The sequence below is a fragment of the Pseudonocardia sp. genome, assembly GCF_050246655.1.
Classification (GTDB): Bacteria; Actinomycetota; Actinomycetes; order Mycobacteriales; family Pseudonocardiaceae; genus Pseudonocardia.
Map to the genome: position 1 here is coordinate 87,532 of NZ_JBFWVQ010000007.1, position 15,319 is coordinate 102,850.

The 15,319-nt window shown below is 75.9% G+C and carries 12 protein-coding genes; 1 reads left to right on the forward strand and 11 read right to left on the reverse strand.

The window, feature by feature from the left end:
- The first annotated feature begins 12 nt into the window (after positions 1-12).
- Complete coding sequence (locus AB7J25_RS04405) at positions 13-2,382, forward strand: [protein-PII] uridylyltransferase (RefSeq protein ID WP_428505273.1); 2,370 nt, start codon at positions 13-15, stop codon at positions 2,380-2,382.
- Positions 2,383-2,434: 52 nt separating this feature from the next.
- Here the strand turns inward: AB7J25_RS04405 and AB7J25_RS04410 are convergent, their stop codons facing one another.
- The 11 genes from AB7J25_RS04410 to AB7J25_RS04460 form a co-directional block, all read right to left on the reverse strand.
- A complete protein-coding gene (locus tag AB7J25_RS04410) occupies positions 2,435-3,718 on the reverse strand; it encodes an MFS transporter (protein WP_428505275.1) in 1,284 nt (427 codons plus the stop codon).
- A 53-nt stretch (positions 3,719-3,771) separates the two neighbouring features.
- Positions 3,772-4,626 (reverse strand): ABC transporter ATP-binding protein, encoded by an 855-nt coding sequence (locus tag AB7J25_RS04415; protein ID WP_428505277.1) that lies wholly within the window; start codon positions 4,624-4,626, stop codon positions 3,772-3,774.
- A complete protein-coding gene (locus AB7J25_RS04420) occupies positions 4,623-5,714 on the reverse strand; it encodes a FecCD family ABC transporter permease (protein WP_428505279.1) in 1,092 nt (363 codons plus the stop codon). The genes AB7J25_RS04415 and AB7J25_RS04420 overlap by 4 nt, the downstream gene beginning before the upstream one ends.
- On the reverse strand, positions 5,711-6,751 hold the full coding sequence (locus tag AB7J25_RS04425; protein ID WP_428505281.1) for a FecCD family ABC transporter permease: 1,041 nt from the start codon (positions 6,749-6,751) through the stop codon (positions 5,711-5,713). Before AB7J25_RS04425 ends, AB7J25_RS04420 begins: the two co-directional genes overlap by 4 nt.
- An 82-nt stretch (positions 6,752-6,833) precedes the next feature.
- Complete coding sequence (locus AB7J25_RS04430; RefSeq protein WP_428505283.1) at positions 6,834-7,853, reverse strand: hypothetical protein; 1,020 nt, start codon at positions 7,851-7,853, stop codon at positions 6,834-6,836.
- A gap of 49 nt (positions 7,854-7,902) precedes the next feature.
- Positions 7,903-8,898, reverse strand: a complete 996-nt coding sequence (locus tag AB7J25_RS04435; RefSeq protein WP_428505285.1) for an ABC transporter substrate-binding protein — start codon at positions 8,896-8,898, stop codon at positions 7,903-7,905.
- On the reverse strand, positions 8,895-9,692 hold the full coding sequence (locus AB7J25_RS04440) for a hypothetical protein (protein WP_428505287.1): 798 nt from the start codon (positions 9,690-9,692) through the stop codon (positions 8,895-8,897). Before AB7J25_RS04440 ends, AB7J25_RS04435 begins: the two co-directional genes overlap by 4 nt.
- A 103-nt stretch (positions 9,693-9,795) precedes the next feature.
- Positions 9,796-11,553, reverse strand: coding sequence for an ABC transporter ATP-binding protein (locus AB7J25_RS04445; RefSeq protein ID WP_428505289.1), 1,758 nt, complete (start codon positions 11,551-11,553; stop codon positions 9,796-9,798).
- Complete coding sequence (locus tag AB7J25_RS04450; protein WP_428505291.1) at positions 11,550-13,223, reverse strand: ABC transporter ATP-binding protein; 1,674 nt, start codon at positions 13,221-13,223, stop codon at positions 11,550-11,552. Before AB7J25_RS04450 ends, AB7J25_RS04445 begins: the two co-directional genes overlap by 4 nt.
- Before the next feature lie 139 nt (positions 13,224-13,362).
- On the reverse strand, positions 13,363-14,136 hold the full coding sequence (locus AB7J25_RS04455) for a DUF2470 domain-containing protein (protein WP_428505293.1): 774 nt from the start codon (positions 14,134-14,136) through the stop codon (positions 13,363-13,365).
- An 82-nt stretch (positions 14,137-14,218) separates the two neighbouring features.
- Positions 14,219-15,259, reverse strand: a complete 1,041-nt coding sequence (locus AB7J25_RS04460) for a hypothetical protein (protein ID WP_428505295.1) — start codon at positions 15,257-15,259, stop codon at positions 14,219-14,221.
- Between the last annotated feature and the right edge of the window lie 60 nt (positions 15,260-15,319).

The window sequence follows — 15,319 nt, forward strand, 5'->3', positions numbered from 1 at the left end:
GGGTATCGCGACGTGGTTGTCGCCGGCACGGGCTCCGCACAGGACCTGGCCCAGGCGAAGGCCGTGCTGTTGGACACGGGCAAGCGCAGGCTGAGCCCGGAGGCACTGCGCGCGGCACTGGTCGACCTGCACGACTTCTGGCTCGCCTCGCGGGCCGCCGCCATCGGTCTCACGGACCGCGCGGCGCTCGTGGCCGTCGGGGCGCTGGGACGCCGCGAGCTCGCCCCGTACTCGGACCTCGACCTGGTCCTGCTGCACGACGGCCGCAAGGACATCGACCGCATCGCGGACCAGCTGTGGTACCCGCTGTGGGATGCGGGCATCGGGCTGGACCACTCGGTGCGCACCCCCGGGCAGGCCGTACAGGTCGCGACGACGGACCTGCGGGCCGCGTTCGGCCTCCTCGAGATGCGGCACATCGCGGGTGATCCGGAGCTGACGGAGAAGGTCTCGGCCGCGGTCCGGCAGGCGTGGCGGGCGGGCATCCGCGGCCGCCTGGACGAGATCACGGAGCAGGCCCGCGACCGGTGGGCCAAGGTCGGTGACGTCGCGCACCGGATCGAGCCGGACCTCAAGCACGGCCACGGCGGGCTGCGCGACGTGCAGCTGCTGGACGCGCTCGCGATGGCGCAGCTCCTGCAGCGCCCGGCACGCGACGTGCAGGAGGCGCGCGACCTCGTCCTGGACGTCCGTACCGAGCTGCACCGCCTCGCCGGGCGGGCCCGCGACGTGCTGCGTGCCCAGGATGCCGACGAGGTGGCCTCGGTCCTGGCGCTCGGCGACCGCTTCGACCTGGCGCGGGCGCTCTCCGGGGCGGCCCGCGCGATCGCCTTCGCCGCCGAGGTGGGGCTGCGCTCGGCGAAGGCCGCACTGCCCCGTCGGGGTCTCGCGGCCCTGCGGCGGGCTCCCGTACGACGCCCTCTGGACAACGGCGTCGTCGAGCACGCCGGCGAGGTCGTCCTCGCCAGGGACGCCACCGCCGCGCGCGATCCCGCGCTGGTGCTGCGGGTGGCGGCGACCGCGGCCCGCACCGGGATGCCCGTGGCGGCTGGCACCCTGCACCGGCTCGCCGACACCGCTCCGGAGCTGCGCGAACCGTGGCCGCGGGCGGCGCGTGAGGAGCTGCTGTCGCTGCTCGGCACGGGCCGCAAGCTCGTCGACGTCGTGGAGTCGCTGGACCGCACGGGCCTGTGGGGGAGGCTGTTCCCGGAATGGGGTGCGGTGCGCGACCTGCCACCGCGCGACCGCGCGCACATCTGGACGGTCGACCGGCACCTCGTCGAGACCTGCGCCCAGGCCGGACGGCTCACCACGACGGTGGCGCGGCCGGACCTGCTGCTCATGGGGAGCCTGCTGCACGACATCGGCAAGGGCCGCGACGGGGACCACTCGGTGGTGGGGGAGTCGCTCGCGATCCAGATCGGCAACCGCCTCGGCTTCCCCGAAACGGACGTGGCCGTGCTCGGGTCCGTGGTGCGCCACCACCTGCTGCTGCCGAACACCGCCACCCGCCGCGACCTGGACGATCCGGCGACGATCAGCCGTGTCGTCGAGACGCTGCAGGGCGACGCGCTGGTCCTGGACATCCTCGAGGCGCTCGCGGAGGCGGACGCGCTGGCCACCGGGCCGGGTGTCTGGAGCCCGTGGAAGGCAGGTCTGATCCACGAGCTGGGACGCCGGTGCCGCGCCCTCCTGGACGGCCGTCCGGTCGGCTCGGCCGCGCCGCGCAGCGGCCTCGGGGTGGAGCTCGCCGCGGCGGTCGCGGGCGGCGGCGGGCCGCAACTGCGGTTCGCCCGGGACGGGGTGCCCGCGGGGGTCGTCGTCGCGGTCCCGAACGTGCCCAGGGCGCTGGCGGCGGTGGCCGGGGTGCTGGCGCTGCACTCCCTGGAGGTGCACGCCGCCGAGCTCGGCACGAACGGCCGGCTGGTGGGTGAGCACACGTCTCCCGACGTGCGGGTGTTCGAGCTGACGGTGTCGCCGCGGTTCGGTGGGCTCCCCGACGCGGCGCTGGTGCGCGCGGACCTCTGCCGGGCGCTCGACGGCACCCTGTCGCTCCCGGAGGCGCTCGCCCGCAAGGAGCGGGACTACGCGCCGATGGCGCCCACGGAGGAGACCACCCCGCGGCCTCGCGTGCTGTGGTTCGACGACGAGGCCACCGGTGCCGTCGTCATGGAGCTGCGCGGCACGGACCGGATCGGGCTGCTGTACCGCATCGCGGTGGCGCTCGCCGACTGCGAGGTGGACGTCCGCTGGGCCCGCGTGTCGACGCTCGGCGCGTCGGTGGTCGACTCGTTCTGCCTCGCGGGCTCGGGCGCGCAGGGCACCGTGGCGGAGGCGGAGCGGCGGCGGATCGAGAAGGCCGTGGTCGCGGCGGTGACCTGAGCGGGATGCCGCATGCCCGGGCCGAGCGGGTGTCCGTCCGGCGAGCGTGCACTCAGTCGGCCCCTGATCGGACCGGATGCACACTCGGCGCGCCGCCCGTCCGCCGGGTGTGCAGCCGATCCGCGGGCGCGGGTGCGGCCGAGGCACGCGCCACGGTGAGCCGGGCGTCGGCGGCGGCGAGCAGCCGGTGCCCGCTGGCGAGCACGCCCGCGGCGAGCAGGACGGCGAGCGCGCCGAGCCAGAACGGCAGCGCCACGCCGTAGCGCTCGGCGAGCAGCCCGGCGGCGAAGGGGGCGAGGCCGCCACCGATGAACCGGATGAACCCGTACGCGGCCGACGCGACCGGGCGCTCGACCGGTGCAACGAGCATGACCGCCTGCGTGGTGAGCGTGTTGTTGATACCGATGAGGGCGCCCGCGGCGATCACTGCGACGACCAGTGTGGGCACGGAGCCGGTGCGCGCGGCGATCACGGCGAGCAGGCAGGCGAACAGCAGCAGGTTGGCGTAGAGCGTGGGCGCGGTGCCGAAGCGGCGGTGCAACACCGGTGCCACGAGCACCGAGAAGATCGCGACGAGCAGGCCCCAGCCGAAGAAGACCGCGCCGAGCTGGTAGATCGACAGGTGCATCGGGAACGGGACGTAGCCGAGCATCGTGAAGAAGCCCCAGTTGTAGAGCAGCGCGGTGAGGCCCATGGTCAGCAGCCCGCGGTGGCGCAGGGCGCGCAGCGGCGCGGAGAGGGGCTCGGGCGCCTCGACGCGCGGGGTGGCCGGCACGAACAGCGCCGTCGCGACGAGGGCGACCGTCATGAGCGCGCACACGCCGAAGAACGGACCGCGCCAGCTGATGTCGCCGAGCACCGCGCCGAGCAGCGGCCCGCAGGCGATCCCGACGCCGAGCGCGGTCTCGTAGAGCACGATCGCGCCGGCGAAGCCGCCACTGGCCGAGCCGACGATGACGGCGAGGGAGGTGGCGATGAACAGGGCGTTGCCGAGCCCCCAGCCGGCGCGGAAGCCGACGATGCCGCCGATGGTGTCGGACGCGCCGGCGAGCCCGGCGAACACGACGATGAGCACCAGCCCGGCGACGAGGGTGGACTTGGCGCCGAGGCGGCTGGAGACCCAGCCGGTGACGAGCATCGCCACCGCGGTGACGACGAGGTAGCTGGTGAACAGCAGCGTGACCTGGCTGGGCGACGCGTTCAGCTGGGAGGACAGGGCGGGCAGGATCGGGTCCACGAGGCCGATGCCCATGAAGGAGATGACGCAGGCGAACGCGACGGCCCAGACGGCGCGGGGCTGGCGGAGAAGGCTGGGGCCGAACAGCGATCGCTGCACGGGTACTGAGCATAGCTAATTAGTTGCGCGACGCAACCGTCGTGCGAACCCGCTCACGCCGTTCGGCGATCCGGTGGCGCCGGCCGGCCACCGCGCGAGGATCCCGGGCGGCGGTGCCGGCGCCCGATCGGGACCACCAGCGGGGTGCCCGAGACCGGGTCCGCCACCACGTGCGCGTCCAGCTCGAACACCTCGCGCAGCAGCTCCGCGGTGAGCACGTCCCCTGGCGGGCCCGCGGCGACGATCCTCCCGTCGCGCATCGCGACGAGCCGCCCCGCGTACCGGGCGGCCAGGTTGAGATCGTGCAGCACCATCACCACGGTGCGGCCGCGCTCGGTGTGCAGGCGTTCGACGAGGTCCAGGACGTCGACCTGGTGGGCGAGGTCGAGGAAGGTCGTCGGCTCGTCGAGCAGCAGCAGGTCGGTGCCCTGGGCGAGCGCCATCGAGATCCACACCCGCTGGCGCTGGCCGCCGGAGAGGGTGTCGATGGTGCGCTCGGCGAAGTCGGTCATGCCCGTCCAGCCCAGCGCCTCGGCGACGGCGGACTCGTCGTCGGAGGACCACTGCCGGTACCAGGTCTGGTGCGGATGGCGGCCGCGGGCGACGAGGTCGGCGACCGTCAGGCCCTCCGGTGCCACCGGAGTCTGCGGCAGCACGCCGAGCACCTTCGCGACCTCCCGGGTCGGGATGCGGTCGATCCGCTCGCCGTCGAGCAGGACGTGGCCGCGCCGCGTGGGGATGAGCCGGGCGAGCGCGCGCAGCAGCGTGGACTTGCCGCAGCCGTTCGGACCGATGACGGCGGTGATCGTGCCGTCGACGACGTCGACGTCCAGCCCGTCCACCACGACGGTGTCGCCGTAGGCGAGCTCCAGGTCGCGAGCCTCCAGCCGCGTACGCCCTGACGTCATGCGGTCACCCCTCGGTTGCGGTGGACGAGCAGGTAGAGCAGGTAGGGCGCGCCGATCACGGCGGTGACGATCCCGACGGGGAGCTCCACGCCCAGACCGGTGCGGGCGACGAGGTCCGCCGCGACCAGCAGCAGGGCCCCGTACACCGCCGACGCCAGCAGCGGTGGGCGCGCCGAGCCGACGAGCCGCAGGCAGATCTGCGGCACCACCAGCGCGACGAACGCGACCGGTCCTGCGGACGCCGTGGCGACGGCGGCGAGCGCCACCGCGACGAGCACGAGGCCGCCGCGGGCGACATTGACGCGCAGGCCGAGGCCGCGCGCGGTGTCGTCGCCGAACTGCAGCGCGCCGAGCGCGAACCCGAGCAGCAGCGCGATCGGCATCAGCACGACCAGCGCCCCCGCGACGGGGACGACGTGCTCCCAGCCGCGGCCGTTGAGGGAGCCCGTGAGCCACACCGTGGCGCGCGCCGCCTCGTAGACCTCGGCGACCACCAGCAGCCAGGAGGTGATCGACATGGCCACCGCCCCGACCCCGACGCCGACGAGCACGAGCCGGTAGCCCTCGATGCCGCGGCGCCAGGCCAGCGCGTACACGATCGCGGCGCTGACGATGCCCCCGAGGAGCGCCGCGAGCGGCACCCCGATCTGCGCGAGCGGGCCGGCGAGGGTGCCCATCGAGCCGCCGAGCACGATGACGGCCACCGCGGCGGTGCTCGCGCCCGCGGTGACGCCGAGGATGTCGGGGCTCGCCAGAGGGTTGCGGGCGACGGCCTGGGTGAGCGCGCCGGACACCCCGAGCGCGGCGCCGACCAGGACACCGGTGAGCGTGCGGGGCAGCCGCAGCTCCAGCACGATGAACTGCTGCGGCCCGTCCCCGCCGCCCGCGAGGACGGCGAGCACCTCGGTGAGCGAGATCGGGAAGTCCCCGCGGCCGATGTTGGCCGCGGCCGCGAGCACCACGAGGCCGATCCCGATGACCGTGACCGCGATCATCCGCGGGCGCCACACCCCCGAGATCCGGCCGACGCGGACCGGTGTGCGCCCCGGGACCTGGGCGGGGGGTCGTTCGAGCAGGGCCGGACTCACAGCTGCACCAGCTTCCGCCGCCGCACGAGTGCGACGAAGAACGGTGCGCCGACGAACGCCAGCACGATCCCGACGTGCAGCTCTCCCGGGCGCACCACCACCCGGCCGACGACGTCCGCGGTGAGCAGCAGCACCGCCCCGGCGAGCCCGGACGCGGGCAGCAGCCAGCGGTGGTCCGGCCCGGTGAAGAGGCGGACCACGTGCGGCACGACCAGCCCCACGAAGCCGATCGGCCCGCAGGCCGCCACCGCGGCGCCGGTGAGCAGCGTGATCGCGACGAGGCCGGTCCAGCGGGCCACGGCGAGGTTCTGCCCGAGGGCCCTGGCGACGTCCTCGCCGAGCGAGAGCAGGTTGAGCGCGGGGGCGTTCGCGAACGCGAGCACGAGCCCGACGAGCAGGAACGGGGCGACCTGGCCCGCGATCGCGGCGTCCCGTCCGGCGAGGGAGCCGACGGCCCAGAACCGGAACGCGTCGAGCGTGCGGGTGTCGGCCAGCACCAGCGCCGAGGTGAGCGCGCCCAGGAGCGCGCTCACCGCGACGCCGGCGAGCGCGAGCGTCACCGGTGTCGGTCCACCGCGGCCCAGTGAGCCGAGGACGAACACGAGCACGCTCGCGCCGAGCGCGCCCGCGAAGGCGAACCAGACGTAGCCGTAGAGGCTCGTGATGCGCAGTGCGAAGATCGCGACGACGACGAGGAACGCCGCACCCGCGCTGACCCCGAGCAGCCCCGGGTCGGCGAGGGGGTTGCGGGTGTGGCCCTGCATGAGCGCGCCCGCGACGCCCAGCGCGACCCCGACCCCGAGGCCGAGCAGGGTGCGCGGCACCCGCAGCGCCCGGACGACGACGTCCTCCTCGGTGCCGGTGGGGGACCACAGCGCGTCCCACACCACGCCGAGAGGGATCGGTTTCGCGCCGACCGCGAGGCTCGTGAGCACGGCCAGCAGCAGCAGGCCGACCAGCGTCGCGACGAGGGCGAGCCGCCGCGCGCGGATGGCCCCGCCCGCGGTCGAACCGGGCCGGGCCGTCGTCACCGTCACCGGGCGTCGCACCCCTCACTCGACCGTGACACGCTGAACTGAGGGAAGGCTAACAAACAGATCGACAGCCAGGAAGCGTCGATCATGCGTCTCCGGCCCTGTCGACCATGTCCTCGTCTGCGGCCCGACGGGCGGCACGCTCCTGCGCCAGCCAGAACACCTGGCGCTCCTCGCAGCCCGGCCAGTCACGCAGCGAGCACGTCGAGCAGTACGCCGGCGCATCGGGCAGCCGCGGGAACCGGGCGCGGTAGGCACGCGCGCGTTCGGTGAGCGCGGTCTCGCCCGTCTCGTCGGTCTCGCCCGTCTCGTCGGTCTCGCCCGTCTGGCTGGTCTCCCCGGTCTCGTCGGACTGGTACGCCAGGCAACAGCCCCCCTTGCGACCGAGGTACGTCCAGCCGTCCGGGGTGTCGGCGACCCGCAGGTCCGGCACCTTCCGCCACGGCCGGGACGGGGTGCGGACCGCGTACTGCATCCGGTCGGCGACGGCGGCGTCCACGGGGAGGTGGATCTGGTGGAGCACCGGCAGCCCGAACCGGTCGCCGACCTCCACCCACAGCGCCGGGCGGCCGACGCGGGCCAGGCACCGGCACGCCTCGACGATCGGCTCGGCGGCGACGGTGAGCGCGCCGACCGCCGCCTCCGCAAGCGCGCCGTCGTCGGCCACCACCTCGACGTCGGACAGCTCGGCCCACGGGTGCCCCTCCGCGACGGCGACCCTCGCCGGGCCGGGATCGACGCGGTCCGGCAGCCCGCCGTCGTCCAGGCGGAACCGGGCCCGGCCGGGGCGGACCAGCAGCGCCGCCGACGCGGTCGCGAACACGAACCCGACGACGTCGGCGATCCCGCCCGCGAACCAGGAGGCCAACCACTTCGCGGCCGCGGCGGGCGCGGCGCCGTCCGCGACCAGACCGGCGTGGAGGTCGTGCAGCGCGGCGGCGTCGTCGTCCAGCAGCGCGCCGACACCGGTCCACCGACGCGGGGTCGCGGCCCCGGGGCCGTCGGCGTCGTGGGCCGCCTGGTGGGCGGCCAGGTGGGTCTCCAGCCACCGCAGCGGCGTCGCGGCAGGAAGCAGCGGAGCGAGCGGGAGGGCGGCGAGGGTCACGCGCGACAGACTAGGGGATGAGGATAGGCAAACCTCAACCAGAAGCGGATCACGCCGCGAGGATCCGCTCCAGCTCGGCGAGGAGCGCCCGTACCTGCTGCACGCCCCCCTCCGCCGCCACCGGGTCCGGGTCGATGCGGTGCACCCGCCCCGCACGCACCGCGACGGAGTCCGCCCACACCGGGTCGAACGTCACCGCGTCCAGGTCGTGACGGTGACGCGCGGGATCGCTGCCGACCGGGAAGCACAGCAGCACGTCGGCGTCCAGCAACGGGCTGCGGCGCCGGGTCGGGTGGACGAACCCCAGGCGGGCCAGCACGGTGCCCGGGAACCGGTCCGGGCGCGACAGCCGTGTCACGCCGTCCTCGTCGATGCCCACCAGACCGAGCACCGGCCACCGGCGGGCGACCGGAGCGAGCCGTCGCACGGCCGCCGCGATCTCCCGGTCCACCGCCGACAGCAGCTCCTCGGCCCGCTCCGTCCGGTCCACCACCGCGGCCACCGCGCGCAGGTTGCCCTGCCAGTCGTCGGTGTGCTCGGCGAGCGGCGGCGCGACCACCGGGGCGATCCGCCTGCTCAGCGTCGGCGCGAGGTCGTCGAGGTCACCCGGCCGCGCGAGGATCAGGTCCGGGGCGAGTGCCGCCAGCTGCCGGACGCTGAAGTGCGCGAACCTGCCCACGACCGCGATGTCGCGGGTGTCGAGGGGTGTGAGGAACGACGGCAGCCGGGCCGGCACCGACTCCGACGTCGTCGCCACCACGGGGACGCCGAGCGCGAGCAGCATCGGCAGCGTCGTGAAGTCGTCGTGGGCGAAGACCCGGCGGGGCTGCGCCGGCACCTCCACCGTCCGGCCGGCGGCATCGAGCACCCGGCGCCGCCCCGCACCGTGGGGGGAGCCGGTGAGCGGGGCGTGGACGGCCGGGTCCATCAAGGTCGCGTCGAGCAGGGTGAGGAAGGCGCGGGCGGCGGCGTCGGTGATCGCGGGAGTCCCGCGGAACGGCAGCCCCGACGCCGATCCCGACGGGGTGGGCAGGAGGCCGGTCACCGGGGGACACCGCTGAACCAGCGCGCGAGCCGGTCGATCTGGCGCAGCCGCGCGAGCCGCACCAGCGCCGACTCCAGGACGAACTCCGGGCCGACCCAGGCGGCCCGCTCCGCGGGGACCTCCATCAGGGGCGTGCCGGCGACGCGCAGCCAGAAGTCCGCCTCGGCGACCTTCGCGGGATCGTCGAGCAGCGCACCGACGCCGGCCGCGTGCAGCGCCGCTCCGGCGGGCGAGTCGGCACCCAGCATCGTCGGGCCTCCCGGGCCGGGCGCGATGACGGCGACCGTCGCGCCCGCCAGCACGCTGCCGGCCACGACGGCGGCGACCTGGCTCGCCAGGTAGCCGTGCCCCGCGATCGCCTGCTCCGCCTCGGCGTCGCGCCGCAGCGCCGCGCCGAGGGCGAGCAGCTGGTCGTCCACCGGCAGGCTCGGATCGACCAGCACCGCCCGGGCGTCACCCGATGGGGGGACGGCCGTGTGCAGGACGATGTCGGGCCGGGTCTGCGCGAGCGCTGCGGCCAGCGCGTCGCCGTCCGCCGGGTCCGGCCGGGGGACCCCGTCGAGCCGGTAGCCGAGATCGGCGATGACCGGATCTCCCGGACCGCGGGCGGCGAGCACCGGGTCCGCGCCGAGCAGCAGTGCGGCGTGCAGCTCCTCGGCCCCCGAGGCGCAGGCGATCCGCGCGGGGCCGCTCGGGGCGCCCGCTGCGGAGGCGCACCCGCCCACCGCGACCACGGCCAGCCCGGCGCCGAGGGCGACGAGCACACGTCGGCGACCCGTCGGGTACGACACCATCCGCGCCCTCCACGGCGAACTTCCCCCGAGCAGCGTGAACAGTTCCGCCCCCGGATACAGTGAAGCAAGCGTTACCTAAGATGACAACGGGTGGTCGTCCACGTTAGCCCGGTCGGCTGCCCGACCACGCTGTCCACAGTGCTGCGTAGCGACCACCGGCTGCCACCAGATGATCATGCGGCCCGATCTCCACGACCCGGCCCGCCTCCACGACCGCGATCCGGTCGGCGCCCGCCGCCTGGGTGAGCCGGTGGGCGACCACCAGCGCCGTCCGCCCCGCCGTCGCACGCAGCGCCGCGGCCTCGAGGACCCGGGCGCCCGCGCTGCCGGCCTCGGCCGTGGCCTCGTCCAGGACGACGACGGGCCGGTCCGCGAGCACCACCCGCGCCAGCGCGAGCTGCTGGGCCTGCAGCACCGTGAGCGCGTGCCCGCCGTCGCCGACGACGGTCGCGAGAACGTCCGGGAGCGCCTCCACCCACTCCCGGGCCCCGACGAGGTCGAGCGCGGTGAGCAACGCGGCGTCCGGGGCGTTCGGATCGGCGAGCCGCAGGTCCTCGGCGAGCGTGCCTGCGAAGACGTGCACCTCCTGGGTGACGAGCGCGACCGTCCGCCGGGTGCCGCCCGGCCCGAGCTCGGCCGGGGTGTGCCCGCCGAGGTACACCGCGCCGCCGCCGGGGGTGTGGATGCCGCTCACGAGCTTGGCGATCGTCGTCTTGCCCGCCCCGCTCGGACCCACGAGCGCCAACCGCTCACCCGGATCGAGGGCGAGGTCGACGCCACTCAGCACCTCGTGGTCGCGCCGGTACGCGAAGCGGGCACCGGCGACCTTCACCGAGGCGTCGCGCGGGGTCGCGGGCAGTGCGGGCGCGGCGGGCGGTTCCAGGGAGGCGACGCCGACCAGGCGGCCCAGCGCCGCCGCCGCGTTCTGGGCGTCGTCGAGCAGCCCGAGGAGCTGGTTGAACGGGTTGAAGAGGCGGTGGAAGTACAGTGCCGCCGCCGTCGCGACGCCGACGCTGGTGACCCCGGCCTGCACGGTGAGGAACCCGGCGGCCAGCACGCTGGTGAGCCCGACGCACTCGGCGGCGTTGAGGGAGGCGAAGAACCGCGACCGCAGCCGCGCCGCCACGAGCGAGCGCTGCACCGCGACCTCGGAGACGGTGTCGACGCGGGCACGGTGCTCGCGCTCCAGCCCGAACGCCGCCACCGTGCGCGACCCGGACACCGTCTCTGCGAGCGCCGCGGTCAGCTCGCCGCGCGCCACCCGCTCGGCGGCGTACACCGGTGTGGAGCGGCGCAGGTACCAGCGCGTGGCCGCGACGTGGATCGGGAGCACCGCGAACCCCGCGAGCGCGAGGCGCCAGTCCAGCACCCCCATCCCGACGACGGTGAGGGCCACCGTCAGCGCCGCCCCCGCGAGCGTCGGGAGCGCCTCGCGCAGGCCGTCCGACACCGACTCGACGTCCCCGCTCACCCGCGCCACGAGATCGCCGCCCCCGCCGCGTTCGACGTCGGCCAGCGACACCCCGAGCGCCCGCTCCAGCACCCGCTCGCGCAGCGTCGCGAGGGCCGTCTCCCCGACCCGCGCGACCAGTACCACACCCCACCCGGACAGCACGGACTCCGCGATCACCGCGGCGAGCAGCGCCACCACCAGCAGGTCGAGGCGTTCGACGGCGCCGCCACCGACCACGATGTCGACGATCGCGCCCAGGATCGGCGGGGCGAGCAGGCCGGCCGAGGTGCCCGCGACCAGGACGGCCGTCGCGCCCCACACCGCTCCGCGCCGCCCCGCCAGCAGGCGGCGCACCGCCGTCCACGTCTCGCGGGGGCCGGCGGTGGGCAGGAGCTCCCGCGCGGTCATCCGAGCACCAGCTCCCGGTAGCGGGGATCGGTGACGAGCGTGGTGTGCGCGCCCTCCGTCGCCACCCGCCCTCCGTCGAGCAGGACCACGCGGTCGCACGCGTCGAGCAGCGCCGGGCTGGAGGCCACCACCACCGTCGTGCGCCCGCGGCGCAGCCGGACGACCCGCCGGGCGACCGCGTGCTCGGTCGCGGCGTCGACGGCCGTCGTCGGGTCGTGCAGGACGAGCACCGGTGGGTCCGGCGCGAGGGCACGGGCCAGCGCCACCCGCTGCCGCTGCCCGCCCGAGAGCACGCGCGCGCCGTCGTCGAGCCGCGCGTCGACGCCGTCCGGGACGGCCGCGGCGACCTCGGCGGCGTCGCTCGCGTCGAGCGCGGGGCGGAGGTCCGCGCCCGGCCCGGCCGCCGCCGCGACGTTCTCGCCGAGCGTGCCGGAGAACAGGACCGCGTCGTGGTCGCCCACGAGGACGTCGCGGCGCAGCGCTCGCAGCGGCCGCCGCCGGAACGCCACACCGTCCAGGAGGACGCTGCCGGTCTCCGGGTCCCGCCTGCGGGCCAGCACGTCCAGGAGCGCTGCAGCCTCCGCCGGGGTGGCGACGACGCCGACGTGCTCGCCCGCGGCGACCAGCAGGTCCAGGCCGGCGAGCGGGCCCGCGACGACCCCGTGGAGCTCCAGCTCGCCGCGGACGGGGCCGGGGGGCTCCTCGCAGTGGGGGTCGTCGAGGGCGGGTGGGACGACGAGCAGGGCCCGCATCCGCTGCGCGCTCGCCCGTGCCGCCGCGGCCATCGCGCCCGCCTCCGCGACCATCTGCAGCGGAGCCGCCAGGAACTGCGCGAGCCCCACGGCGGTCACCAGCTCGCCCACGCTGATCCGCCCCTCGAGCGCGAGCCGCCCGCCCACGGCGGCCACGACGACCAGGAACAGCCCGGACGTCGCGAGCGTCAGGCCCGTGTAGCCGCCGAGGAAGCGCGCGGACCGCAGCCGCGCGGAGAGGGCCTCCCGGCTCGCGCGCCGGTACCGCGCCGTCGCGGCGTCCTCGACCCCGAGGCCCTTGAGGACGCGCAGGCCGCGCAGCAGGTCCGTCGCCACCCCCGTGGCCGAGGCGACGGCGTCCTGCTCGGCCTCCATCCGGCCCGTGAGCGGGCGCGACAGCAGCGCCACCATGCCCAGCACCATCGGCAGCCCGACCAGCACGACGAGCGCCAGCGGGACCGAGATCGCCAGGAGCACCACGGCACCGCCCACCAGCGGGGGGATCGCGGCGAGGCCCAGCCCGATCGCGTACGCGACGTTGCCGACGGCCTCGGCGTCGTTCGAGGCGAGGCTCACGGTGTCCCCGGAACGGGCGTCGATCCCGCCGCGGGCGTCGTGGACCCGCGCGACCACGCGGTGGCGGACGTCGTGCGCGATCCGTTGCGACCCCACCTCGAGCAGGTAGTAGCCGTACAGCCCGGCCGTGCCCAGGAGCAGGAAGAGCGCGATCAGGACGAGCGCCCAGCGCAGCATCGCCCCGCCGTCACCCGTGACGACGGCGCGGTCCACCACCGTCCCGATCGCCAGCGGGACGGCGGTCTCCGCCGACTGGTGCAGCATCGCGAGCACGCTGCCCACCACGATCGGGACCCACTGCCGCCGCAGCGCCGGGCCGACGACGCGTATCGCCGACGTCACCGCTGCGACGCCGGTGGGCGGTGGGCGAGGGAGCGGCCGCCCTCGCGGTGGGCGGACGGGTGCATCGGCATCGGGGCTCCGGGGGTGTGCCGGGACGCGGGGGGTTCTTCGGGATTCGGACGGGGTGCGGTGGGATCGCTCACCCGAAGGTGGAGAGCCAGGCCTCGTCGCACGTCGCGGACCGGGCGAAGGCGATCAGCCTGCGCAGCGTCCGGCGCAGCGCCTCGACCCGGTCGACGGGGTCGGGGAACGCGATCCGGTGGTGGCCGACGCCCGCGGTTCCCGCGATCCGCATCGTCAGCCCCCAGCGGTCCAGGCCGATGGGGGCGATCTCCGTCGCGCCGGTCAGCGCTTCCGCTCCGAGCAGCGTGCACAGCCACACCAGGTCCTCCTGGCGGGTGGCGAGCATCTCGCGCAGCAGCGAGTCCTCCACGGACGCGAAGGGATCGGCCGCCGCCGTCCGGTACTCGGCGAGCCCGACCGTCGCGCCGTCGAGCAGGATGCCGGCCGGCTCGACGCGCAGCAGGGCGCACTCGTCGAGGGCGTCGAGGAAGCGCCGGTCCGCGGCGAGCAGCCGGTCGGCCTCCGCGGTCGGGACGGCCGTGACGGTGCCCCGGATCTCGACGCGGTGGCGCACCCGGTCCGGGGCCCGCAGGAGGTGCAGCTGTGCGGCGTGCAGCGCGACGCGGACGGGCTGGCGGACCGCGCCCGTCGGGGTGCACGTGAGCGCCTCGGCGGGCGTGGCCGTGACGAGGAGCAACGGGCGGCCCTCGGGGTCGGTGCCGTGCCGGGCGACGGTCCAGTCCGACCCGTGGGCCGAGACGGTGACCGTGGGCGCGACGGCGAGGACCGTCCGGGCGCGTTCGGCCGCCGGGGGCGCGGCCGGGGAGGGGCAGCGTCGGTGTCTCGCCATGGACTGAGGATAGGCTGTGCTTATTCGAGAGGGAACGGGGCGGGTCGAGGTCACGTTGCCTCCGTCGGGGAGTGCGCGGGCGTCACGGCGCGAGATCAGGGTCGGCGGTGCGCGCCGCCGCGGTGACCGCCTCGACGTCCGCGGTGTAGGCGGCGTGGCTCCAGTCCTCCAGCTTGCGCCAGGGCGCGAACTGGCGGGCCCGCACGGCCGGGAGCGTGCCGAACACCGGAAGGGCCGCGAGCGCGTCGGGCTGCAGCGACGACGTGTCCGGGTCGTAGAGGACGAGGTCCGCCGGGTATCGGGTGCCCTCCTCGACGCTCACCGCCTCCCAGAAGAAGCCGGTGAAGTCCTGGTTGACGTCGGTCGCGGCGGGGCTCGCGGGGGAGACGAGCCGCAGCCCGAGCTGTCCGAGCTGGCGCAGGCCGGGGAACTGCTCGGGGCGGGCGAACCAGAGCTGGTTGTCGTAGGCGGTGAGCGCGACCGCGGTGAGGCCGGGCTTCGCGGCGAGGGTGGAGCGCAGCTCGGCGGCCGCGGCGGCGTAGCCGTCCCGGGGCCCGGCAGGCGGTTCGACGCCGAGCGCGCGGGCGAGCTCCTCGAAGCGGCCGACGACGGCCATCGGGTCGCGGACGCCGTCGAACGCGACGATCGGGGCGATCGAGGCCACCCGCTCCTGCATCGCCGGGTCGGCGAAGCCGAACAGCGGGCCGTCCTGGCGCGGGTCGAACGCGGTGACGACGAGGTCGGGACGGGCGGCGGCGAGCGACTCCAGGTCGAGCTGGCCGTACGTCGTCCCGATGGCGGTGACGCCCGAGGTGTCGAAGGCATGCAGGCTCACGCTGTCGGCCAGTGCGGAGCCCGCGAAGATCCCCGTGGGGGCCACGCCGAGGTGCCACAGGGCGGCCCCGGTGGTCTCGTAGGCGACGATCCGCTGCGGGCGGGCGGGGCGCTCGATCCGCTCGCCCCTGTCGTCGGTGAAGCTCCACGCAGCCGCACCGGCCGCACCGGCCGGGCCGCCGGGCCCGCCGGCGCAGGCGGCCGTGGCACCGGCGAGGGCGGTGGCCATGCCGAGGCCGGTGGCGGCCAGGAAGCCGCGTCGGGTCAGCGGCGGGACGGTGGGAGTCACGCGGGCACCTCCGGGATCACGGCGCGGCAGGTCGCGGGGGAGTACCGGATCCGGCCGCGC